Annotated in this window: 23 protein-coding genes; 15 read left to right on the top strand and 8 right to left on the bottom strand. The window is 69.2% G+C overall.

All coding sequences use genetic code 11. The features are described from left to right. Positions 1-149: 149 nt before the first annotated feature. From ACQVBX_RS08730 to ACQVBX_RS08715, 4 genes are all read left to right on the top strand, one after another. Positions 150-2,468, top strand: coding sequence for a FimV/HubP family polar landmark protein (locus tag ACQVBX_RS08730; protein WP_431637971.1), 2,319 nt, complete (start codon positions 150-152; stop codon positions 2,466-2,468). 106 nt (positions 2,469-2,574) lie between these two features. Then, a complete protein-coding gene (truA, locus tag ACQVBX_RS08725; RefSeq protein WP_431637970.1) occupies positions 2,575-3,342 on the top strand; it encodes a tRNA pseudouridine(38-40) synthase TruA in 768 nt (255 codons plus the stop codon). Further along, the gene (locus ACQVBX_RS08720) at positions 3,339-3,968 is read left to right on the top strand and encodes a phosphoribosylanthranilate isomerase (protein ID WP_431637969.1); all 630 of its coding nucleotides are present in this window, start codon (positions 3,339-3,341) and stop codon (positions 3,966-3,968) included. The genes truA and ACQVBX_RS08720 overlap by 4 nt, the downstream gene beginning before the upstream one ends. A gap of 14 nt (positions 3,969-3,982) precedes the next feature. Continuing rightward, a complete protein-coding gene (locus ACQVBX_RS08715) occupies positions 3,983-4,987 on the top strand; it encodes a cupin-like domain-containing protein (RefSeq protein ID WP_431637968.1) in 1,005 nt (334 codons plus the stop codon). On the opposite strand, the gene ACQVBX_RS08710 is transcribed toward ACQVBX_RS08715, so the two are convergent. After that, positions 4,971-5,879, bottom strand: coding sequence for a LysR family transcriptional regulator (locus tag ACQVBX_RS08710; protein WP_431638143.1), 909 nt, complete (start codon positions 5,877-5,879; stop codon positions 4,971-4,973). The genes ACQVBX_RS08715 and ACQVBX_RS08710 overlap by 17 nt on opposite strands. Positions 5,880-6,006: 127 nt before the next feature. Here ACQVBX_RS08710 and trpB point away from each other — a divergent pair, with 127 nt between their 5' ends. The 3 genes from trpB to accD all read left to right on the top strand — a co-directional run bounded on the left by trpB (position 6,007) and on the right by accD (position 9,074). After that, a complete protein-coding gene (trpB, locus tag ACQVBX_RS08705) occupies positions 6,007-7,242 on the top strand; it encodes a tryptophan synthase subunit beta (RefSeq protein WP_431637967.1) in 1,236 nt (411 codons plus the stop codon). Positions 7,243-7,356: 114 nt separating this feature from the next. Continuing rightward, positions 7,357-8,157, top strand: coding sequence for a tryptophan synthase subunit alpha (gene trpA, locus ACQVBX_RS08700; protein WP_431637966.1), 801 nt, complete (start codon positions 7,357-7,359; stop codon positions 8,155-8,157). A gap of 47 nt (positions 8,158-8,204) precedes the next feature. Then, positions 8,205-9,074 carry an acetyl-CoA carboxylase, carboxyltransferase subunit beta gene (gene accD, locus ACQVBX_RS08695; protein ID WP_431637965.1) on the top strand — a complete coding sequence of 290 codons (870 nt, stop codon included), beginning with the start codon at positions 8,205-8,207 and terminating at the stop codon, positions 9,072-9,074. 289 nt (positions 9,075-9,363) lie between these two features. Here accD and ACQVBX_RS08690 read toward each other — a convergent pair whose 3' ends face one another. Continuing rightward, on the bottom strand, positions 9,364-9,936 hold the full coding sequence (locus tag ACQVBX_RS08690; RefSeq protein WP_431637964.1) for a phosphatase PAP2 family protein: 573 nt from the start codon (positions 9,934-9,936) through the stop codon (positions 9,364-9,366). Continuing rightward, the gene (locus ACQVBX_RS08685) at positions 9,902-11,065 is read right to left on the bottom strand and encodes a glycosyltransferase family 4 protein (protein ID WP_431637963.1); all 1,164 of its coding nucleotides are present in this window, start codon (positions 11,063-11,065) and stop codon (positions 9,902-9,904) included. Before ACQVBX_RS08685 ends, ACQVBX_RS08690 begins: the two co-directional genes overlap by 35 nt. A gap of 231 nt (positions 11,066-11,296) precedes the next feature. On the opposite strand from ACQVBX_RS08685, the gene ACQVBX_RS08680 reads away from it, so the two are divergent. Beyond that, entirely contained in the window at positions 11,297-11,641 is a 345-nt protein-coding gene (locus ACQVBX_RS08680) for a hypothetical protein (protein WP_431637962.1), read from the top strand. Positions 11,642-11,688: 47 nt separating this feature from the next. Here the strand turns inward: ACQVBX_RS08680 and ACQVBX_RS08675 are convergent, their stop codons facing one another. Next, complete coding sequence (locus ACQVBX_RS08675; RefSeq protein ID WP_431637961.1) at positions 11,689-12,492, bottom strand: transporter; 804 nt, start codon at positions 12,490-12,492, stop codon at positions 11,689-11,691. A 14-nt stretch (positions 12,493-12,506) separates the two neighbouring features. Between ACQVBX_RS08675 and gltX the strand changes: the two genes are divergently transcribed. The 5 genes from gltX to ACQVBX_RS08650 all read left to right on the top strand — a co-directional run bounded on the left by gltX (position 12,507) and on the right by ACQVBX_RS08650 (position 15,600). Next, complete coding sequence (gene gltX / locus ACQVBX_RS08670; protein ID WP_431637960.1) at positions 12,507-13,907, top strand: glutamate--tRNA ligase; 1,401 nt, start codon at positions 12,507-12,509, stop codon at positions 13,905-13,907. A 36-nt stretch (positions 13,908-13,943) separates the two neighbouring features. After that, a complete protein-coding gene (locus ACQVBX_RS08665; RefSeq protein WP_431637959.1) occupies positions 13,944-14,234 on the top strand; it encodes a hypothetical protein in 291 nt (96 codons plus the stop codon). An 81-nt stretch (positions 14,235-14,315) separates the two neighbouring features. Continuing rightward, positions 14,316-14,819, top strand: a complete 504-nt coding sequence (locus ACQVBX_RS08660) for a transcriptional repressor (protein ID WP_431638142.1) — start codon at positions 14,316-14,318, stop codon at positions 14,817-14,819. 109 nt (positions 14,820-14,928) lie between these two features. Beyond that, entirely contained in the window at positions 14,929-15,357 is a 429-nt protein-coding gene (locus ACQVBX_RS08655) for a MerC domain-containing protein (RefSeq protein ID WP_431637958.1), read from the top strand. An 81-nt stretch (positions 15,358-15,438) separates the two neighbouring features. Further along, entirely contained in the window at positions 15,439-15,600 is a 162-nt protein-coding gene (locus ACQVBX_RS08650; protein WP_404634524.1) for a 30S ribosomal protein THX, read from the top strand. A gap of 65 nt (positions 15,601-15,665) precedes the next feature. Here the strand turns inward: ACQVBX_RS08650 and hutI are convergent, their stop codons facing one another. From hutI to ACQVBX_RS08635, 3 genes are read right to left on the bottom strand one after another with little or no spacing between them, the layout of a single operon-like run. After that, positions 15,666-16,895, bottom strand: coding sequence for an imidazolonepropionase (hutI, locus tag ACQVBX_RS08645; protein ID WP_431637956.1), 1,230 nt, complete (start codon positions 16,893-16,895; stop codon positions 15,666-15,668). Next, on the bottom strand, positions 16,892-18,433 hold the full coding sequence (locus tag ACQVBX_RS08640; RefSeq protein WP_431637955.1) for a chloride channel protein: 1,542 nt from the start codon (positions 18,431-18,433) through the stop codon (positions 16,892-16,894). The genes hutI and ACQVBX_RS08640 overlap by 4 nt, the downstream gene beginning before the upstream one ends. Continuing rightward, positions 18,430-20,004, bottom strand: coding sequence for a GNAT family N-acetyltransferase (locus tag ACQVBX_RS08635; RefSeq protein ID WP_431637954.1), 1,575 nt, complete (start codon positions 20,002-20,004; stop codon positions 18,430-18,432). Before ACQVBX_RS08635 ends, ACQVBX_RS08640 begins: the two co-directional genes overlap by 4 nt. 80 nt (positions 20,005-20,084) lie before the next feature. Between ACQVBX_RS08635 and ACQVBX_RS08630 the strand changes: the two genes are divergently transcribed. After that, the gene (locus ACQVBX_RS08630) at positions 20,085-21,461 is read left to right on the top strand and encodes a formimidoylglutamate deiminase (RefSeq protein WP_431637952.1); all 1,377 of its coding nucleotides are present in this window, start codon (positions 20,085-20,087) and stop codon (positions 21,459-21,461) included. A 99-nt stretch (positions 21,462-21,560) separates the two neighbouring features. After that, positions 21,561-21,725 carry a hypothetical protein gene (locus ACQVBX_RS08625; RefSeq protein ID WP_431637951.1) on the top strand — a complete coding sequence of 55 codons (165 nt, stop codon included), beginning with the start codon at positions 21,561-21,563 and terminating at the stop codon, positions 21,723-21,725. Between the two features lie 15 nt (positions 21,726-21,740). Here the strand turns inward: ACQVBX_RS08625 and ACQVBX_RS08620 are convergent, their stop codons facing one another. Beyond that, positions 21,741-22,646, bottom strand: coding sequence for a LysR family transcriptional regulator (locus ACQVBX_RS08620; protein ID WP_431637950.1), 906 nt, complete (start codon positions 22,644-22,646; stop codon positions 21,741-21,743). Between the last annotated feature and the right edge of the window lie 15 nt (positions 22,647-22,661).

Below are 22,661 nucleotides of genomic sequence, written 5' to 3'. Positions count from 1 at the left end.
CGGTGAGAAGCGGGCGCAGCAATATCGTGCAAGTATTCGCCACGCCTATTGTTGATTGGCGGGCATCTAACTAAAGTGGCGCGTTATTCGGGATGCCGCCGCGTTTGCGGCGGGTCGGGGAGCGTCACGGGTCGTCCGGGGGAAATACGATGAATCGTTCGTTGAAACTGTCCATGCTGCTGGCTTTGGCACTGGGGAGCAGCCAGACAGTCGCGCTGGAGCTGGGCCAGATTCGGGTCAAGTCCGCCCTGGGTCAGCCGCTTGTCGCCGAGATCCCGGTGACCCCCGAAAGCCCGGCGGATCTGCGCAATCTCAGCGCGCGCCTCGCGTCGGACGAGGATTTCGTGCGGGCCGGCATCACCGAGGGACGTACCCGGGTGCCACTCAGCTTCGCCATCGTGAACGGGCCGGGCGGAACCAAGCTGATCCGGATCACCAGCACCGATGCAATCAACGACCCCTACCTCGATCTGCTCGTGCAGGTGGATAACGCCGCCGGCAAGAGCGTGCGCGAGTACACCATTCTGCTCGACCCGCCTGGCGCCGCGCCGGCCCCGCCGCCCGCCCCGGCTGCGGCGGCCCCGCGCCGCACGGCGCCGGCATCGGCGGCGGCATCGGCGGCGGCACCGCGACCGGCTGCAGCGCCGGCTGCCGCCGCGAGTGAGGCGACCGCTCCCGGCTCGAGCATCACCGTGCAGAAAGGCCAGACCCTGTCGGCTATCGCCCAGCAGGTCAAGCCGGCAGGCGTGGATCTCAGCCAGACCCTGCTGGCGCTGAAGCAGTCCAATCCCGGCGCGTTCTATCGCGACAACATCAACGCCCTCAAGAGCGGTGCGGTGCTGCGCGTGCCAACGGCTGAAGAGGCTCGCGCCATGACGGTGGCCGCGGCACTGGAAGAAGTCCGCCGCCAGAACAGCGACTGGCGTGCCGGTGCGGTCGGTACCCCCACCAATGTGGCCGACTCGGCCACCCGCGCCACGGCGTCCAGTTCACCCACCGCGCCGGCGTCCAAGCGCGACGACCATCTGCAATTGCTGCCTTCGGGTGAAGGCGCAAAGAACGCCGCATCCGGTGCCGGCAAGGGTTCTGCGGACGTACGCCGCGACCTGCAGCGCAGCCAGGAAAGCCTGGCCACGCTGCAGCAGCAGGGCGCCGAGTTGCGCTCGCGGCTGAAGGACCTGGAGGACATCAACAGCAAGAACGAGCGCCTGCTGTCGCTGAAGGACAGCGAGATCGCCGAGCTGCAGCGCAAGCTGGCCGAGGCCCGCAAGGGCGCGCCGGCCGGCGAAACCGCCGCCACTCCGGCGGCGGCAGTGGCTCCAGCATCGACCCCGGCCTCCAGTGGATCGGTGGCCGCGAAGGCGGCACCGGCAACCGCCTCAACCGCCGCCGCTTCGATGGCGTCTGCCGCCAGCGTGCCGGCCCTTGCCTCCTCGGCGTCGCCCACCACGGCGTCCGCACCGGTGGCGGCCAGCCAGCCGACCGCGGCCAAGCCCGCTGCAGCGAAGCCCGCGGCCGCCAAGCCAGCGCCCGCAAAGCCGGCACCGGCCTCGGCCGAGGAGCCTTGGTATATGCAGACCTGGGCGTGGGGCGCGGGCGCTGCCGCCGTGGTGTTGCTGCTGCTGGTGGCTCTGCGCGGTCGTCGCAACAAGGCGCCAGCGAAGGCCTCCAACTCGTCGCTCGCCGACCGCTTCGGTGCGGTTCCGCCGCTGGGCGATGGCGAGGCCGATCCGGACCAGGACGAGCTGCTCGACCAGCTCGCCGAGCATCCGGACGACATCAGCCTGCACCTGGAATTGGTTAGCCTCTACTACCACCGCCGCGACGTGGAGCATTTCGAGGCGGCCGCCGAGGCGATGTACGCCCACATCTCCGACCCGCAGCAGTCCGAGTGGCAGGATGTGGCGGCGATGGGCGAAGACCTGGTTCCCGGTCACCCGCTGTTCGCTGGTGTCGATACCTCGGTGCCCGAAGCCGAGCGTGCGCCGCTGGGCGGGTTCAACCTGGACGACCACGACGCCGATGCGACGGTGTTGGCCCCGGTGCCGCCGCCGATGCCGACCGGCCCGTCGAAGATCAGCGAGTACCATTTCGACTTCAATCTGACCCCGCGCCAGGAAGCTGCCCGCAAGGCCGAGGCCGAGGCCGAAGCCGCGGCCGAGCTGCACGGGGAGCCGGAACCGGCGTTCACCGCCGATGCGGACGCCCACGATGCGTTTGACGACGCCTCGCCGGCGCCGGCTGAGGCCGGTGGCGACATCCCCGCCTGGGATCAGGGGATCAGCGGCATGGACTACGAGCCGACCGAGTTCAGCGACGATCCGATCGATACCAAGCTCGACCTGGCCCGCGCCTATCTGGACATGGGCGACGCCGATGGCGCCCGCGCCATGCTGGAAGAAGTGCTGGCCGAGGGCAGCCAGCCGCAGCGCGATACCGCGCGTCGCCTGCTTGACGGCATCGCCTGATCGCTCCTCATGCGTGACCCGAACCCGGGCCGGCCCTGTGCCGGCCCGGGTTTTTTGTGCCGGCTGCTATGCTCTGCCGCCGTCCTGAACCCACCTGCATCCCTTCATGCGCATTGCCCTGGGCATCGAATACGACGGCACCGACTTCTCCGGCTGGCAGCGTCTGAGCCACCGCGACAGTGTGCAGGGCGCGCTGGAAAAAGCCCTCTCTTTCGTCGCTGCGCAGCCGATCGACGTGACCTGCGCCGGGCGCACCGATGCCGGCGTGCACGGGCGCTGTCAGGTGGTGCATTTCGATACCGAGGTTGAGCGCGACCCGCGCGGCTGGGTGCTCGGCGCCTGCTCCAACCTGCCCACGTCGGTCGCGGTGCTGTGGGCGCAGCCGGTGCCCGAGGATTTTCACGCGCGCTTTTCCGCACGCAGTCGCCGCTACTGCTACCGCATCCTCAATCGCCCGGTGCGGGCGGCGCTGGACGCGCGTTACGTGACCTGGGAACGCCATCCGCTCGATGCCGCGCGCATGCACACCGCGGCGCAGGCGCTGGTCGGCGAGCACGACTTCACCGCTTTTCGCGCGATCGCCTGCCAGGCCGCCCACGCGCGCCGCGAAGTGATCGCGGTCTCGGTGCGGCGCGAGGGCGAGCAGGTGGTCGTGGAGATCGAGGCCAATGCCTTCCTGCACCACATGGTGCGCAACATCGTCGGTTCGCTGCTGCCGATCGGCCGCGGTGAGCAACCGGTGGCGTGGATGGGCGAGCTGCTGGCCGGCCGCAACCGTGAGGTCGCCGGGCCGACCGCGCCATCGTCCGGCCTCACGTTCATCGGCCCGCGCTACGAGGCGCACTGGGGCCTGCCGCCGGAGGTGAGCCAGTGAGCCGCACCCGCATCAAGTGTTGCGGCATGACCCGCGTCGAGGACGCGCGGCTGGCCGCCGAGCTCGGCGCCGACGCGATCGGCGTGGTGATCACCGCGCGCAGCAAGCGTCGGGTGGATCTGGCGCAGGCGCGGGCGATCGTCGCCGCGATGCCGCCGTTCGTGACCACGGTGGCGCTGCTGATGGACGACAGCGTCGAGACCGTGCGCTCGGTGAACGAGCAGGTGCAGCCGGACCTGCTGCAGTTCCACGGCGCGGAGAGCGACGCGTGGTGCGCGCAATTCGGCCGGCCGTATCTGAAGGCGGTCGCGATGGGCGAGGGCGCCGCCGCCCTGCCGCGCCTGCGCGAGTATCCGCGTGCAGTGGGTCTTCTGCTTGATGGCCACGGTCTGGGCGAACCCGGCGGCAGCGGCAAGGCCTTCGACTGGTCCCTGATGCCGACCGACTTGGCGCAACCGCTGCTGTTGGCCGGGGGCCTGCACGCCGGCAATGTGGGCGAAGCGATTCGCGCGGCACGACCGTGGGCGGTGGATGTAGCCAGCGGCATCGAGGCCTCGCCCGGGATCAAGGATCCAGAGCGCATGGCCGATTTCATCGCGGCGGTGCGCGCCGCCGATCGGGCTTGAGTGGAGCTGATCGGATGAGCCAGCCCATCGAGGAGCTTCGCCCGTCCGACCCGCTGCCCGACATGGCCGCGCTGGTCGCGCGCGGTTCGCCGCTGGTGCTGCGCGGCCTCGCCGCGCACTGGCCGGCGGTGGAGTGGGCGCGCGAGTCCGATACCGCCCTCGCCCGCGGCCTCGCCGCGCTCGACGCCGGCGGCGAGGTCGACACCCTCGTAATGGCTCCGCAGGAAGACGGCTGCGTCGGCTACAACGCCGATCTCAGCGGCTTCAACTACGACCACTTCCGCGTGACCGTGACCGAGGGATTGCGCCGCATCGCGCATGAGGCAAGGCAGGAGCGGCCGCACGGTGTGGCGATCCAGAGCGCGCCGGTCGCTGACTGCCTGCCGGGGTTCCTCGCCAATCACCCGCTGCCGCTGCTCGATCCGGCGATCGCCCCGCGGCTGTGGATCGGCAACCGGGTGACCACGCCGGCGCACTTCGACGAGTACCACAACATCGCCTGCGTGGCCGCGGGGCGCCGGCGCTTCACGCTGTTCCCGCCCGAACAGGTGGGTAATCTCTACATCGGTCCGCTGGACTTCGCGCCCACCGGCGCGGCGATCAGCCTGGCCCGGCTCGACCGTCCTGACGACCCGCGCTTTCCGCGCCTGCGCGAGGCATTGGCCCAGGCCCAGGTGGCCGAGCTGGAGCCGGGCGATGCGATCTACATTCCGCCGCTGTGGTGGCACCACGTGGCCTCGCTCGGTCGGCTCAACGCGCTGGTGAACTACTGGTGGAAGCCGGTGCCAGTCGGCGGCGCCGCCACCGGCACGGCGCTGGGCGCGTTGCTGCACGCGATCCTGGCGTTTCGTCGTCTGAGTCCGGCCGAGCGCGCCGGCTGGCGCACCCTGCTGGATCACTACGCGTTCGGCGACGCCGATCCGGGCGAACACATCCCGGCCGGGCGCCGCGGTGCGCTGGGTGAACTCACGCCTGAGCAGGCGGCTGCGCTGCGCGAGACGATCAGGCGTTACCTGTAGCGGGCGCCTCGCGCAGCTCGCCGGCCAGCCATCGGGCCAGCCCGGTGCCGCGCTCCTCATTCGCCCGCGCCGGCGTGGCCAACACCCACTGCGATTCGGTGGTGACGAATCCCCACGGCGCGATCAGCCGGCCGGCGGCGAGGTCGTCGGCGACCAGCGGCTGCGGCGCGATCGCCACGCCCAGTCCGGCTAGTGCCGCTTCCAGCAGGTAATACAGGTGTTCGAAGCCCTGGCCGGTCGCGCGCGGCGCGGCGACAAGGCCCGCCGCGCGCGACCAGTCGCTCCAGGCCTGCGGACGCGAGGCGGTGTGCAGCAGCGGCTCGTCCAGCAGTGCGGCGGCCGGCGCCCGCGCCAGTCGCGTGGCGCCGGCGTAGCGGGGGCTCAGCACCGGGCCGATTCGTTCCGGCGCCAGCGGCATCACCTGCCAGCCGGCCGGCCACGGCGGCGCGCCGATCAGCAGGGCTGCGTCCAGCCCACGCAAGTCCGGCGACGGCGGTGCTTCCTGCGCGGACAGGTGCAGGGTCAGGCCGGGCAGGTCGTGCGCCAGCCGGTCCAGCCGCGGAATCATCCAGCGCGCCAGCACGCTGGCCGGACAGCCGAGCACGAACGGAGCGCTCGACGGCTGACGCAGCGCGGCCCAGGCGTCGCGCAGGCCGTCGAAGGCGCCGCTGGCTGCTTCACGCAGCCGATCGCCGACCTCGGTGAGCACCAGGCCGCGGCCTTGCCGGGCGAACAGCGGACGGCCGAGTGCCTCTTCCAGTTGCCGGATCTGCCGGCTGACCGCGCCGTGGGTCACGTGCAGGGCTTCGGCCGCGCGGCTCACGCTCTGCAGGCGGGCGGTGGCCTCGAAGGCGCGCAGGGCGTTGAGCGGGGGCAGGTCGCGTTCGGTCATATGTGACATTTACTCACATGTCGGTGAGAACTTCTCGCTTTTTATCGCGATGCCATCAGCTTATGCTGGCGATTCAGTCGGCATGACATGCCGGCCCGATTGCAGTTTTTCGCACAGGACACCCACCATGGCCACGCCCGCACCGCTCGCCACCCCCACCGTCACCGACTTCCACGCCTGGCCCGATCCGCACGGCCGCTTCGGGCAGTTCGGCGGCCAGTACGTGGCCGAGACCTTGATGGCGCCGCTAGCCGAGCTGACCGAGGCGTACGAGCGCCTGCGCACCGATCCGGAGTTCCTCGCCGAGCTGGACCGCGACCTCACCCACTACGTCGGCCGGCCCAGCCCGCTGTATCACGCCGAGCGGCTGTCAACGCACTGGGGCGGCGCGCGCATCATCCTCAAGCGCGAGGACCTGAACCACACCGGCGCGCACAAGATCAACAACACCATCGGCCAGGGCCTGGTCGCCAAGCGCATGGGCAAGCCGCGCATCATCGCCGAGACCGGCGCCGGCCAGCACGGCGTGGCCAGCGCCACGGTGGCCGCGCGGCTGGGGCTGAAGTGCGTGGTGTACATGGGCGCCACCGACATCGAGCGGCAGAAGATCAACGTCTACCGCATGAAGCTGCTTGGCGCCGAGGTGGTGCCGGTGATCTCCGGCTCGAAGACGCTGAAGGACGCGCTGAACGAAGCGATGCGCGACTGGGTCACCAACGTGGCCGACACCTTCTACATCATCGGCACCGTGGCCGGCCCGCACCCGTACCCGATGATGGTGCGCGACTTCAACGCCATCGTCGGTCGCGAGGCACGCGCGCAGATGCTCAACGAATACGGCCGGCTGCCGGACGCCATCACCGCCTGCGTCGGCGGCGGCTCCAATGCGATCGGCCTGTTCCACGAATTCCTCAATGACCGCGACGTGCGCATCGTCGGCGCTGAGGCGGCGGGTGAGGGCATCGGCAGCGGCCTGCATGCGGCCTCGCTGGCGGCCGGGCGTCCCGGCGTGCTGCACGGCAACCGCACCTACGTGTTGTGCGACGACAACGGCCAGATCGCCGAGACCCATTCGATCTCCGCCGGCCTCGACTACCCCGGCGTCGGTCCCGAGCACGCCTTCCTCAAGGACGCCGGCCGCGCCGAGTACGTGGGCGTCACCGACGCCGAGGCGATGGAGGCATTCCACCTGCTGGCGCGGATGGAGGGCATCCTGCCCGCGCTGGAGTCCAGCCATGCGGTGGCGCAGGCCATGAAGCTCGCGCGCGAGCTTCCAAAAGATGGGCTGGTGCTGTGCAACCTCTCCGGCCGCGGCGACAAGGACGTGCACACCATCGCCGCGCGTGAGGGCGTCACGGTGTGAAAGCAGGAGTGAGTGGAGAGGAGTGAGAGAGAAGCCACTTCGCTCCAGGTCACTCGAATCTCCCGAACTTGCCACCTCTCACGCCTCACTCCTCTTCACTCACTTCTGGCTCTCATGTCCCGCATCGACCAACGCTTCGCTTCGCTAAAATCCGCCGGCCGTACCGGCCTGATTCCGTTCGTCACCGCCGGCGATCCCGCACCGGAGCACACCGTGGCGCTGATGCATGCGCTGGTCGACGCCGGTGCCGATGTGATCGAACTCGGCGTGCCGTTTTCCGACCCGATGGCCGACGGCCCGGTGATCCAGCACGCCAGCGAGCGAGCGATCGCCAAGGGCGTGGGCCTGGCTGACGTGCTGCGCTGGGTCGCCGAATTTCGCCAGCGAAATGTCGACACGCCGGTGGTGCTGATGGGTTACCTCAACCCGGTGGAAATCCATGGCTATGCGCGCTTTGCGGCCGAAGCGAAGTCCGCCGGTGTGGATGGCGTGCTGCTGGTGGATTGCCCGCTGGAAGAAGCCGCCGTGCTGGAGCCTTTGCGCGCCGCGGGGCTGCAACTGATCCGCCTCGCGGCGCCCACCACCGCACCCTCGCGTATGGCGCAGCTGTGCGAGAACGCCGAGGGCTTCCTGTACTATGTGTCGTTTGCCGGCATCACCGGCGCGGGTCGTTTGAGCACTCGCGATATCGCCGCCCGCGTGGCCGATATCCGGGCCCACGCCAAGGCGCCGGTGGCGGTCGGCTTCGGCGTGCGCGATGCGCAGAGCGCGAAGGAGATTGCCGCGTTCGCCGATGCGGTGGTGATCGGCAGCGCGCTGGTGGAGCGGCTGGACGGAGCGGGACAGGCGGACGAAATCGCCGTCCGGGTGAAGGATTTCCTGGGCCCTATCCGCGCCGCACTCGATGCACACTGAAACGGTCGCCTGACCGTTTCGGGTCAGGAAACGGTTGAGGTGTTGCGATGAACTGGCTGCAGAAGATCATGACTCCGCGCGTGCGCACGCAGGGCGCGGCCGCCGGCAAAGGCAAAGTGCCCGAGGGCGTGTGGGAGAAGTGCAGTGGCTGCGGTGCGGTGCTGTATCGCCCGGAGCTGGAGCGCAACCTGATGGTCTGCCCCAAGTGCGGCCATCACCACTACATCAGCGCGCGCGACCGGCTCGCCTCGCTGTTCGACGAAAGCAGCACGCAGGAGTTGTGGGCCAACCTCGAGCCCACCGATCCGCTGAAGTTCCGCGACTCGAAAAAGTACCGCGATCGTGTCGTGGCCGCGCAGAAATCCACCGGCGAAAAGGACGCGCTGGTCACCATGAGCGGCAAGCTCAAGGGCCGGCCGTTGATGGCCGCGGCATTCGAGTTCGCCTACATGGGCGGCTCGATGGGCTCGGTGGTCGGCGAGAAGTTCGCCCGTGCCGCCGAAAAGGCGCTGGCCGACCGCAGCGCGCTGGTGTGCTTCTCCGCCACCGGCGGTGCGCGCATGCAGGAGTCGCTGTTCTCACTGATGCAGATGGCCAAGACTTCGGCCGCGCTGGCGCGCATGCGCGATGCCGGCGTGCCGTACATCAGCGTGATGACCAACCCGACCACCGGCGGCGTCTCGGCCAGCCTGGCAATGCTTGGCGACATCAATGTGGGTGAGCCCAAGGCGCTGATCGGCTTTGCCGGCCCGCGCGTGATCGAGCAGACCGTGCGCGAGACGCTGCCGGAAGGTTTCCAGCGCGCGGAATTCCTGCTCGAGCATGGCGCGATCGACATGATCGTCGACCGCCGCGAGATGCGCGACAAGCTCGCCGACGTGCTCGGTCTGCTGATGAAGGCGCCTCGCGCCGCCTGATCGCCCAGCGCGGATGGACTCCACGAAGCCGTCGCATCGCACGATGCGGCGGCTTCGTCATTTGTGGCATGGCGTTGTCCACAGCCCATGTGCATGGCCTGCGGAGAACCCTGTGGACAAGCCGCCTTTGCGGCTTTGCGCTCAGTGACTTGCTACGCGTCGATCATTTCCTGAGCAGTGGCGCGCAGGTTTTCCACAGCTTCTGTGGAACGCGATGGGAGAAGCCTGTGGATAGGTGCTCTATCGTGCTGATCGCACAACACATCCACACGGCGTGCGCAGAAACTGCTCAGGCAACCATCGCCGCGATCGGCATCAGCCACAGCGCCAGCGAGCCCAGTGCGCTGCCGATGCCGATGGCGGCCAGGACATCGCTCGGATAGTGCAGGCCCAGCACCACGCGCGATGCAGCCACCAGCGCGGTGAAGCTGAGCAGCAGCGGCGCCAGCAGCGGATACCAGGCCAGCGCCACCACGGTGAAGCCCACCGCCTGCAGCGTGTGCCCGGAGGGAAAGCTGAATTCGTCCAGCGGCGGCACGTGGGCGATCACCCCCGCGCATACGCGGAACGGCCGCGGCCGTTTCGTCCAGCGCTTGAGCAGCCGATACAGCGCCAGTGCGGTGAGGCCGGTGAGCGCCATATGGGCGGCGGCGAGCACGCCGCGCCGGCCGTCGAACAGCACCAGCGCCAGCATCAGCGCATACCAGAACACGCCGTCGCCCAGCCGGCTTACGGCGCCGAAGAAGATGCCTACGGCACGACGCGCGCCCCAGCGATTGGCCGCCACGCACATGCGGCGGTCGATCGCGAAGCGCGGGCCGGTCAACTCAGGCGTGGGCGCGAGCGGCGGCAGGCTGGACATGGTGGCTCTCCCGGGCGAGCTGGATCAGCAGGGATTCGAAATCGCGGATCACCGACTCCGGCGACAGCGCCGCGACGCTGGCATGCGCGGCGCGACCCATGTGACGGATCAGGCTGGGATTGCCGGCCAGCGTCACGGTGGCGTCGATGAAGCCCGCCTCGTCGCCGGGCTCGAGCACGTAGCCGTTGCTGCCGTGCTCCATGTGCTCGCGCGCCGCGCCTTCGCGATACGCCACCACCGGCAGCCCCGCGGCGAGCGCCTCGAGGATCACGTTGCCGAAGGTCTCGCTGAGGCTGGGGAAAGGGAATACGTCCGCGCTCGCCACGTGCCGCGCCAGCGATTCGCCGCGTTGCATGCCGGCGAAGATGAAGTCCGGGTTCGCCGCCTGCAGCGCCGCCCGGGCCGGGCCGTCGCCGACCCAGACATAGCGGGCATCGGGCGAGCGCTGCTGCACTGCGCGGAACGCACGCACCGCCAGGTCGAGATTCTTCTCGGCAGCGATGCGGCCGACGTAGAGCACCACCGGCGCGTGTCCACCGACGCCCCACTGCTGACGCAGCTCGGCATCGCGATGGCGAGGATGGAACTGCTCGGTGTCCACCGCGCGGCGCAGGATGCGGGCGTTGACCACGCCCAGCGCCCCGAGCTCGCGCTTGAGCGCCTCGGTGGGCACGAGGGTGGCGCCGCCGCGGTTGTGGAAGCGGCGCAGGTAGCCGCGCACCGCCTCGGTGAGAAAGCCCACGCCGTAGTGCGCGGCGTAAGTGTCGAAGCGCGTGTGGAAGCCGGTAGCCGCGGGGATGCCCAGATGCTGCGCGGCGCGCATCGCCGACCACCCTAGTGGGCCTTCCGTGGCCACGTAGATGGCGTCCGGCCGTAAGCGGTTCCAGCGCTTGCGCAGCATGCGGCCACTAGGCAGGCCGAAACGCAGGCCCGGGTAGCGGGGGAGGGCCGCGCCGCGGGTTTCCACCGGCAGCATGCCGGGCTCGTCGACGAACGGCACCGGCTGGCGCGGGCGGATCACTTCCACCGTGTGCCCCTGCGCGGCGAGTCCGGCAGCCAGGCTGTGCACGGTCAGTGCGACGCCGTTGATTTCCGGAGGATAGGTTTCGCTGACGATGCCGATGCGCATGGCTACACCTTGGCTGGCTTGGCACAGCTTCGGCGCAGCGCGTTGCGCGGGCATGGCGTCGACATGACGCCCCGGTGACGGCGGCGCGGATGGGCTGGCGGGCCAGGCGCGATGCGATCGCTGCATCCACCAGGGCCGTCCCTCGGGGTGGATGCTCTCGACGGGCGAGAGGACTATTCTCGCGTTGCTGGCGGTCGATCAACGGGTCAGCCACGCCCGGAGGAACAAGCCATGAATCGCTGCGTCCCCATGACCTTGTGCACGCTGATGTCGCTCGGCCTGTCGACCACCGTGCTGGCGGTGGCCCAGCCATGGCCGCAGGAGGCCGTCCGCACCGCGGAGGGCGCGCCGGCCCATCGCGCCCGACCGCCCTTGTTCCAGGTGCGCTACGTGCTGGTGAAGGCGACACCGACGCCGCCGAAGGATGAGTTGCCGCTCGATTTCGGCAATGGCGAGCCGGCGATCCGGTCGTTGAGCTTCTCCGGCTGGCCAGGTGCCCAGCTCCAGGGCGGCACTACCAAGCCCAACACCATCATCTGTTATGGATGGTCGTGCATGGATTCGCTACCGCGCTGAGCCGCACCCATGGTGGTGGTCAGGACGCGCCTTCCAGCGGCACGGTTTCAACGCCCGAAGTAGACCGACACCCCGAGGTTGCCCAGCCAGCGGCTGGCATCGCCCTGCAGTCGATGATCCACGCCCGCATCGAGCTGGATGCGCGGCGTGGCCATCCAGGTCAGGCCGGCACCGCCCAGCCATCCGTGCTGGCGCCCGGCGTCATGCACACTGGCCAGTTCGACGTAGGACCCCCAGGTTCCCGACAGCGCCACGGTGTCGCTCGCGGCCAGCGTGGTGCTGTGCTGGTGGCCCTCGCGCACGCCCTCCCCATAGACGCCGAGCGACTGGCGCGGGGTGAGCTGCCAATTGCCCTGGGCGCCGAGCAGGTATTGCCGATGCCCGGCGCGCAGGGCGGGGTTGCCGTCGGTGAAGGTCACGCTGCCCAGCAGGCCCCAGCTGAAAGAGCCGGCCTGATCGGGGAGCGCGAACTTCACCCCGAGACTGCTGCTGCCACGGCCGTGCACGGTGTCGCGCGACGTACCCCACGTGGTCAGCCGGTTCCACGGTGAACTGGCCAGCTGCAGCTCGAACGGCCCGCCGACGCCCAGGCGCAGCAGCGTGTCGGCGCTGTACTGGCGCGACGTGAGCCCGTCGGCGCGGTCCTGGCTGACGTCGGGCAGGCCCTGTTCGAGCGTGATATCGCCCGCGCCGAGCACGGCCGGGGTGAAGCCGAGGCCCGGGCGGTCGTAGCCGGGATTGTGCGTCTGCCCGCAGGCATTGCCGGCCAGCAGCACGCCGGTCAGCGCGGCGACGAGGCGAGCCCGGCGGCCGCGGCAGGATGGTCTAAAATGCGCGATTCCCCTTTGCATGCAGCCAGTATCCCATGACCGTCCGCACCCGCTTCGCTCCCAGCCCCACCGGCTTCCTGCATATCGGCGGCGCACGCACCGCGCTGTACTGCTGGCTGGAGGCGCGTCGTCGCGGTGGCGAATTCGTGTTGCGCATCGAGGACACCGATCGCGAGCGTTCCACCGATGCGGCCGTGCAGGCGATCCTCGACGCGATGCACTGGCTCGAGCTGGATGCCGACGAGAAGCCGGTCTACCAGACCCATCGTCTCGATCGCTACAAGGAAGTGGCCGACCGGCTGCTCGCCGAAGGCAAGGCGTACTACGCCTACGAGTCGAAGGAAGCGATCGAGGCCATGCGCGAGGCGGCCATGGCCGCCGGCGAGAAGCCCCGCTACAACGGCTACTACCGCGACCGCAACGAGCCCTATCGCGATGACCCGAACCGGGTGATCCGCTTCAAGAATCCCACCGAGGGTTCGGTGGTGTTCGAGGACAAGGTGAAGGGCCGCATCGAGATCGCCAACAGCGAGCTGGACGACCTGGTGATCTTCCGCTCGGACGGCTGGCCCACCTACAACTTCGCCGTAGTGGTGGACGACATCGACATGGGCATCACCGAGGTGATCCGCGGCGACGACCACGTCAACAACACGCCGCGGCAGATCAACATCTACCACGCGCTGGGCGCGCCGGTGCCGGAGTTCGCGCACCTGCCGATGATCCTGGACAAGGAGGGCAAGAAGCTCTCCAAGCGCACCAACTCGGTGAGCGTCATGGAGTACCGCGCCGACGGCTTCCTGCCGCATGCGCTGCTCAACTACCTGGTGCGGCTGGGTTGGTCGCACGGCGACCAGGAAATCTTCTCGCGCGAGGAGATGGTCAAGCTGTTCGACATTGCCGACGTCAACAAGGCGGCCTCGCGCTTCGATACCGAAAAGCTCGCCTGGCTCAACCAGCATTATCTCAAGACCGATGACCCGGCGGCGATCGCGCCGGAGTTCGAGTGGCACCTGCAGCGCGCGGGCTACGACCTGGCCAAGGGGCCGGCACCGGCCGACCTGATCGTGGCGCTGCGCGACCGCGTGCACACGCTCAAGGAAATGGCCGAGCGCGCGGCGATCTGGTTCGGCCCCATCGTCGAGTGGGACGAGAAGGCCGTCGCCAAGCATCTGAAGAACGACAGCGCGGTCGCCGTGCTTACCGAGGCAAAGGCGCTGCTGGTCGGCTGCGCGTGGAAGCCCGAGCCGATCCATGCGGTGATCGAGCAGGTGGCGGCGAAGCTGGAGCTGGGCATGGGCAAGATTGCCCAGCCGCTGCGCGTGGCGATGACCGGCACCCAGGTCTCGCCCTCGATCGATCACACCATCTACCTGGCCGGCCGCGAGCTGGCCTTGCAGCGCATCGACGACGCCATCGCGCGGGCGCAGGGATGATGGTGCTCCCCATGCCACCGCGCTTCGGCGACCGGCATGGATGAGCTGCTGAGCAAGGCGCTGCAGGGCGTCGATCCGGATGCACCCGGCGCGTTCTGGCAGGTGTTCGGCAACCTGATGGGGCTGGTGCCGTGGACCGCGCTCACGCTGTGGAGCGTGTTCTTCGTTGTCGTGGGGGCCGGGCTCGGCTGGTGGCGCGGGCACACGCGCGCCGGCGTGTTGTGGGCGCTGGCGCTGGGGCCGATCGGCTGGCTGGTGGTCTTGTGGTTGCCGCGCGCGCAGCCGGGCGTGCCGCCGCCCTTGCCGAAATCGGCGCGGCGTCGCTAGCGCGAAGCAGCGTCGGGGGCTTCCGCTGGGTGCGATGGCCCCCATATCAGGCTTCACCGGGTGGCCGCATTTCCCGGATGTATGATGCCGCCCGAGGTGATCCCATTGAGCAAGCAGGCGACCGGCAAATTTCACACGCATCACGAAGGCGATCCCGCAGGGTTCGTCAACGCGGTGTCGCATGCCAGCGAGCAGCGCGGCCTGCGCCTCACGCCGCTGCGCAAGGAAGTGCTGGAACTGGTGGCCGCTGCGGGCAAGCCCGTGAAGGCCTATGACCTGCTCGACCAGCTCCGAGAGCGCCATGGCAATGCGGCGCCGCCCACGGTGTATCGCGCGCTCGACTTCCTGCTCGAGCAGGGCTTCATTCACAAGCTCGAATCGATCAACGCCTTCGTGTCCTGCCACCATCCGGCCGAGGCGCACCAGGTGCCGTTCCTGATCTGCGACGTGTGTTCCAGTGCGCAGGAGGTGTGCGACGCGCGGGTGGCCGCACTGATCGAGTCGCAGGCGGCGAGCTTCGGTTTCCGCCCGCAGGCGCAGACTCTGGAAGTGCACGGCGTCTGCCGCCATTGCAGCAAGGCGTGAGGCCGGCTGCAGGGCGTGTTGGCGCGCCGCTGGCGTCGCTCGACGTTATAAAGTAACATTCGCTCGTTGAGAGCCGGGTCCCCGTCCGGCTCGTCGAGTGGGGTAACCCATGGATTCCGAGTCTTCCGGCAAGTCGTTCTGGTGGCATGTCGCCGATCGCATCGGTGCGACGGCCTCGTTTCTGTGCGCCATCCACTGCGCGCTGCTGCCGTTCGTGCTGGCCCTGCTGCCTTTCATCGGGCTGGAGTTCCTGGCCAGTCATACCTTCGAGCGCATTTTCGTGATGTTCGCCTGCGCGCTGGCCCTGTTCAGCCTGGGGCGCGGCTATCGCCGCCATCGCGTGGCGCAGCCGCTGACCTTCGCGCTGCCGGCGCTGGCCTTGCTGCTGGCCGGGGTGACGGTCGCCGAGGGCGGCTCGATCGTGCTGCACAGCGTGATGGTCACCATCGGCGGCCTGCTGCTGGCGTTCGCGCACTTCCTCAACCTGCGCGCCGACCGGCTGTACGACCACGTGCACGGCCCGAACTGCGCTCACTGAACGGCGCCGGCTTGCGATTTGCACGCCCGCTGCTACGATGATCGGCCGTTCTCGCAATCACACGCATTTGAAGGAGTTTCCATGGGTAAGGGCGATCGCAAGACCCGTCGCGGCAAGATCAACCGCGCCAGCTACGGCAACAGCCGCGCTCATGGCGCCGTGCCGGCAGTGGCCGGCGGCAAGCCCACGGTGACAAAGCCGGCGGCGGCCAAGAAGGCTGCGCCGAAGAAGAAGTCCGCCTGAGCCATTCGCTCGGTGGAACATAGAAAACCCCGCCTGGTGCGGGGTTTTTTATGGCTGTCGGAATCTCAAGGTGCGCGGCGCTGGCCGCCGATCCAGCTCTCGCGCAGCAGCGCGCCGCCAATCCAGTAGCACAGTTCGGCCGGCTCGCCGACGTTCCACACCGCCAGGTCGGCGCGCTGGCCTACCGCCAGCGTGCCACGATCGGGCAGGCCGAGCGCGCGGGCGGCATGGACGGTCACGCCCTTTAGGGCCTCCTCCGGCGTCAGCCGGAACAGCGTGCACGCCATGCCGGCGGCCAGGCGCAGCGACAGCAGCGGTGAGGTGCCGGGGTTGCAGTCGGTCGCCACCGCCATCGGCACGCCGGCGGCGCGCAGGGCGTCGATCGGTGGCAGCCGGGTTTCGCGCAGCGCGTAGAACGCGCCGGGCAGCAGCACCGCCACGGTGCCGGCCCGGGCCATTGCATCCACGCCGCTGGCGTCGAGATATTCCAGATGATCGGCTGACAGCCCGTCGTAGCGCGCCACCAGCGCGGCGCCGCCCTGGTCGGACAGCTGCTCGGCATGCAGCTTCACCGGCAGGCCCAGCGCGCCGGCGCGCTCGAACAGCCGCTGTGTCTCGCCTGGCGTGAAGCCGATGCCTTCGCAGAACGCATCCACCGCGTCGATCAGGCCTTCGCCGGCGAGCGCGGGCAGCCAGTCGTCGCACACGGCGTCGACGTAGGCCTCGCGACGATCGCGATACTCCGCCGGCAGCGCGTGCAGCCCCAGAAAGGTGGTGCGCACGGTGACGCCGAGCGTGGTGCCCACCTGGCGCGCCACACGCAGCATCTTGCGCTCGTCGTCCAACGTAAGACCGTAGCCGGACTTGATCTCCAGTGTGGTGACGCCGTCAACCAGCAGCGCCTCGGCGCGGGGGAGCGCATCGTGCAGCAGATGGGCCTCGTCGGCCGCGCGGGTGGCCGTCACGGTGGAGACGATGCCGCCGCCCGCCGCGGCGATCTGGGCATAGCTGGCGCCGTTGAGGCGCAGGTCGAACTCGTGCGCGCGATGGCCGCCGAACACCAGGTGCGTGTGGCAATCGATCAGCCCGGGTGTGAGCAGCGCGCCGTCGAGCGACCGTACCTCGTTGGCCAGCGTGTGCGCCGCACCGGGCAGGGCCTCGCGCGAGCCGACCCACGCGATGCGGCCATCCTCGATGGCGATCGCGCCGTCCCGGATCAGGCCGAACGGCGCCTCGCCCGTGAAGGTGGCCAACGTGGCATCGAGCAGCAGGTGATCCCAGCGGACGGTACTCATGGTGCGGGGCGTTCCGGCGGCGGTTCGTCGGGCATGACGTGCAGCGCCGAGGGATCTTCCACCGGCACCGGTCGAGCGAGCAGGGCCTCGTCTTCCGGATCGTCGCGACCTTCCGCCGCGGCAGCCTGCACGCGTTCGAGCGCGGCATGGCGCTCCAGCTCCTGCTGGTAGCCCGCCACCAGTCGGTCGGCCAGCGCGTGATAGACCGGTTTGCGGCACACCAGCGTGGATACCGCGCGCGCGAGCAGACAGGCGGCCATGATCGGCAGCGCCATCTGCTGGTTGGCGGTGAGTTCCATCGAGATCACCGTAGCGGTCAGTGGCGCCTGAGTGACGCCGGACAGATACGCCGCCATCGCCAGCAGCACCACGGCCGAGGGATCGGTACCCGGCATCAGCGCACTGATGTTGTTGCCCAGGCCCGCGCCGACCGCCAGCGCGGGTGAAAAGATGCCGCCGGGAATGCCGGCCCAGTACGAAGCGATGTTGCCCAGGAACTTCAGCGCGCCGAAGCCCTGCACCGTGTCGCTGTGCCCGGCCAGGATCGCCTTGGCCTGCTCGTAGCCGGTGCCGTACAAGCCGGTGTGGGTGAGCAGGCTCAGCAGCACCAGTGCCAGGCCACAGCAGGCGGCGAACACCACCGGCTGACGCGCGCGCAGGCGCCCGACCACGCCGCGCAACCCGGTGTCGTGCGGCAGGATGAGTCGCGCGAACAGCCCGCCGGCCAGTCCGCAGACCAGTCCAGTGGCGAGCACCGCCAGCCACGCCTTGCCCAGCGGCAGCATGATGTCGAAGCGCCCGAAGTAGGCGTAGTTGCCCAGAATGCCCAGCGACACCACGCCGGCGATGATCACCGCGGTGAGCAGGATGCCGCTCATGCGGTGCTCGAACGCGCCGCTCATTTCCTCGATGGCGAACACCACGCCGGCCAGTGGCGTGTTGAACGCCGCGGCCAGACCGGCGGCCGAGCCGGCCAGGATGAAACGTCCCGCCCCCACGGCATCGCTGAAACCGAAGCGGCGGCCCAGCGTGTACAGCAGGCCCGCGCCCACGTGCACGGTCGGGCCCTCGCGGCCCACCGAGGCGCCGCCGAGCAGGGCGGTGAGGGTGAGCGCCATCTTGCCGATCGCGATGCGCAGCGAGAGCAGGCTCTTGCGGAAGCTCTCGTCTTCCACCTCCAGTGCCGCCATCGCCTGTGGAATACCCGAGCCGCGGGTGGGCTTGAGCGCGCCCTGGGTCAGCCAGGCCAGCACCGCAAAGGTCAGCGGGGTGATCAGCAGCGGCCAGTAGCGGCTGTGCGCCACCACCGACTTGAACACGCCAAACAGCGCGTCGGCCGCGCTCGCCATGCCGACTGCGGCCAGGCCCACCAGGACCGCACCGGACCAGAACAGCACGCGCCGGCGCCACTGCGCGGGCGAAAACAGCCCCGACTCGCCCAGTCGCTGCAATTGCTCCATGTAGGCACCGCGACGCGGTGCCGGGCCCGAGGGGCCGCGTTCTTCGGGCGGCGTGCCGCTGTCGTCGGTGTTGCTCATGCGCCGGTCTCCGGTTTCGGGGTCCAGCGCGTCTGGTACAGGTCGAAGCGACGGTCCTTGAGGTTCTGCACGGCGCCGGCGTTACGCGCGCGGGCCAGGCTCTCCAGGCGCAGGTCGGCGAACAGCACGGTCTCGATGTTCGGCGTGGAATCGGCGGCGATGCCGTCGCGCGCGAACGGGAAATCGCTGGGCGTGAGGATGCAGCTCTGACCGTACTGGATGTCGAAGTTGTTCACCCCCGGCAGGTTGCCCACGTTGCCCGAGAGCACCACGTAGCACTGGTTCTCGATCGCGCGCGCCTGCGAGCAGTAGCGCACACGCAGGTAGCCCTCGCGCACGTCGGTGCAGAACGGCACGAACAGGATCAGCGCGCCCTGATCGGTGAGGTGGCGGGCCACTTCGGGGAATTCGGAGTCGTAGCAGATCATCACGCCGATCGGGCCGCAGTCGGTCTGGATCGTCGCGGCGCTGTCGCCGCCGGTGATGTTCCACACGTTGCGTTCGCTGGGCGTGGGATGCAGCTTTTCGCGCTCGTGGATCGAACCGTCGCGCAGGCACACGTAGCAGACGTTGTGGATGTCGCCATTGGGCTGCTCGGTGGGATGCGAGCCGCCGATGATGTTGATGTTGTAGCGCACCGCCAGATCGCTGAAGAGCGCCTTCACCTGCGGTGTGTACTGGCTCAGCTTGCGGATCGACTCGAACGGCGACAGCTCCTCATTCTCGATCGACAGCAACTGCAGCGTGATCAGCTCGGGGAACGTGACGAAGTCCGCGCTGTAGTCGGCGGCGATGTCGGTGAAGTACTCCACCTGGGTGGCGAACTCCTCGAACGACTTGATCCGCCGCTGGAAGTACTGCACCGACGCCACCCGCACCGAGTCCGGCAGGCTCTGGTGCGAGGTGATCGAGGGCGTGTCCGGATGATCGTGCAGTTGCGGATTGCGCCACGCCAGGTGCACGGCGTAGCCGAGCGAGTCGTAGTCCGAGGGCACGTAGGCGCGCAGCAGGCCGATCATCTCGAAGTCGTTGTTGAGCTGGAAGCTCAGCGTGAGGTCGCGGCGCTTGCCCTCGGCCACCGCCTGCACGTAGGCCTCCGCGCTGCCGTAGCGCTGGATGTTCTTGGCCAGCCCCGGGATGCGCCCGCCGAACACGATGCCGCGCAGCTTGAGGTCGGTGCACAGCCGCTTGCGCGCCTGGTACAGCCGCTGACCGATGCGCATGCCGCGGTAATCCGGGTGCACCACCACTTCCATGCCGTACAGCCAGTCGCCGTCGGGCTTGTGCCGCGAGGCCATGCCGCCGCCAGTGATCTGCGCCCAGGTGTGCGGCGCCAGTGCAGCCGCCTCGTCGATACGGAAGGTGGCGCAATAACCCACGATGCGCCCCTCGTACTCCACCACGAACTGACCCTCGGGGAAGTGCGTCTGCTGGGAGCGCAGCATCTCGGCCGAATGGCCCCATTCGGGGGTGTAGACGCGGGCGGTGAGTTCGACCAGCTGCGGCACATCGGCGGGGACGGCCTGGCGCAGCAGGAGCTTGGGCGTGTGCTCGTGGTTTTTCTTGGCCATCCGCCCATTATGCCGCAGCGCCGTAAAGGCCGAGTTGCCATGCGGCCATTACACTCAGCGCCTTTGCACGGATACGGCCCATGACGCAGCCATCGATGCAGCGCCTCTTCCACGCCACGCACGGCTGGTACGGTCACACCTGGCAGAGCGATCTGTCTCTGGCGGTGGATGGCGACGGACGCCTCGCGTCGGCTGCGCGCGATGGAACCGGCGAAGCGCTCGGCCGCTGGGTGCTGCCGGGCATGCCGAACCTGCATTCGCACGCGTTCCAGCGCGCCATGGCCGGCCTGGCCGAGCGCCGTGGCCCCGGCAACGACAGCTTCTGGACCTGGCGCGAGGCGATGTACCGCTTCGCCGCCGCGCTCGATCCCGAGTCGCTGCAGGCGATCGCCGCGCAGCTGTACGTGGAAATGCTCAAGGCCGGCTACACGCAGGTATGCGAGTTCCACTACGTGCACCACCAGGGCGACGGCACGCCGTATGCCCAGCGCGAGGCGATGTCGCTGGCGCTGATCGAGGCGGCGAAGGAGGCGGGCATTGCACTCACTCTGTTGCCGGTGCTGTACATGACCGGCGGCTTCGACGGCCGCGCGCTCAACGAGCGCCAGCGCCGCTTCGGCCATGCCGAAGTCTCCGACTACGTGCGCCTGCTCGAAGCGCTGCGCGCGCACGAGTCGCCCGACCTGCGCGTGGGCATCGCGCTGCATTCGCTGCGCGCGGTGCCGGAGGTGGCGATGCGCACGCTGCTGGCCACTGGCGCAGCGCAGACCGGCCCGATCCACATCCACATCGCCGAGCAGTTGGGTGAAGTGCAGGATTGCCTCGCCGTGCGCGGTGCGCGGCCGGTGGAATGGCTGCTCGATCACGCTACGGTGGACGCGCGCTGGTGCCTGGTGCACGCCACCCATCTCACGGGCCACGAAACCTCGCGGCTGGCTCGCAGCGGCGCCGTCGCCGGGCTGTGCCCAACCACCGAGGCCAACCTCGGCGACGGGCTGTTTCCGCTGGCCGATTATCTCGATGCCGGCGGCACGCTCGGCATCGGCTCCGATTCGCACATCTCGGTGTCGCCGGTGGAGGAGCTGCGCTGGCTGGAATACGGCCAGCGGCTGGTCACCCGTCACCGCAACATCGCCGCTCGCGGCGAAGGCGAGAGCGTGGGCGAGACGCTGTGGACTGCCGCGCTGCGCGGCGGGGCGCAAGCCGCCGGCCTGCCGATCGGCGCGCTGCAGGCCGGCCAGCGCGCCGACCTGCTGGTGCTGGACGATGATGCCCCGCTGCTCGCCGCACGCGACGCGACCTCGGCGATGGACAGCTTCCTGTTCGCCGGCAACACGCCGCTGGTGCGCCACGTGATGTGCGGCGGCCGCTGGGTGGTGCGCGATTTCCGTCATCACGACGAAGCGCGCATCGGCATGCGTTATCGGCAGGTGGTCGAGCGGCTTGCGCGCGGCTGAGCCGCCTCGCTGTCTGCGCTCTGAACGCAAGCTTCAGCGAAGTCAGCGTGTCGTTGCGCCCGGCGTTTCCTGCAACACCTCCCTGCCAGGAATGCCGTCATGCTCCGTTGCTCCCGTCTGCTTCTCGCCGCCGCGCTGATCGGTGGCCTGGGTTCGCTCACCGGCTGCGTCGTGGTACCCGCGCATGGCCACGCCCGTGTCTGGGTGCCCGGCTACTGGGCGCGGCCGCACGTGTGGGTCGAGGGCCACTGGCGCTATCGCTGAGCGGGTCGAGGCCGCTCAGACCGGCGGCTCCAGCTGAGTGCGCAGGAAATCGATGAATACGCGCAGCTTTGGCGGAACCTGGAAGCGGCTCGGGTAGTACAGGTAGAAGCCGTCGTACTGCGGCAGCCAGTGGTCCAGCACGGTCTCCAGCCGGCCGGCCGCGACGTGTTCGCGTACGGCCGGCTCGAGCGTGTGCGTGAGGCCGAGGCCATCGAGCGCGGCGCGAATCGCCAGCGCCGGTTCGTTGACGATCAGCGGTCCGTTCACGTCGATCTCGAACCAGCGTCCGCGTTGCGCGAACTCCCAGCGATAGATCGCGCCGCTGCTTATGTAGCGATTGCGCACGCAGGCGTGCGACTGCAGGTCGCGCGGATGTTGCGGGCGGCCGTGCGCATCCAGATACGAGGGCGTCGCCGCGACGACCGAGCGCACTTTTCCGCCCAGCGGCACGGCCACCATGTCGCGGGCCAGGCGTTCGCCCAGGCGGATACCGCAGTCGTAGCCATCGGCGACCAGGTCCACCAGGCCGCCGGTGGCGTGGATGTCCAGCGTGATGTCCGGCCAGCGTCGCAGGAACTCCGCCTGCATCGGTGCCACCAGCCACTCCAGCACGATCTCCGGCACGGTCACGCGCAGCGTGCCCGCCGGACGGTCGCCGTGCTGGCGCAGTTCGTCCAGCGCGCCGTCGATGGCCGCCAGCGCCGGCGTAATGCGCTCCAGGAACAGCCGGCCGGCTTCGGTCAGGCCGACGCGGCGCGTAGTCCGTTGCAGCAGGCGCACCCCAAGGCGTTGTTCCAGCTGACGTATGGTTTGGCTCAATGCCGACGCGGTCACCTCCAGTTCGGCCGCCGCGCGGGTGAAGCTGCCGTGCCGGGCGATGAGGTGGAATGCGCGCAAGGCAGGGGTGTGGTCGTCGCGCATTGATTAGCATTCCTT

The organism is Dyella thailandensis (assembly GCF_050749815.1).
In the GTDB taxonomy this organism is placed as follows: domain Bacteria; phylum Pseudomonadota; class Gammaproteobacteria; order Xanthomonadales; family Rhodanobacteraceae; genus Dyella_A.
The sequence above is the reverse complement of the archived record's forward strand: the minus strand, read 5'-3'. Positions and strand labels throughout refer to the sequence as shown.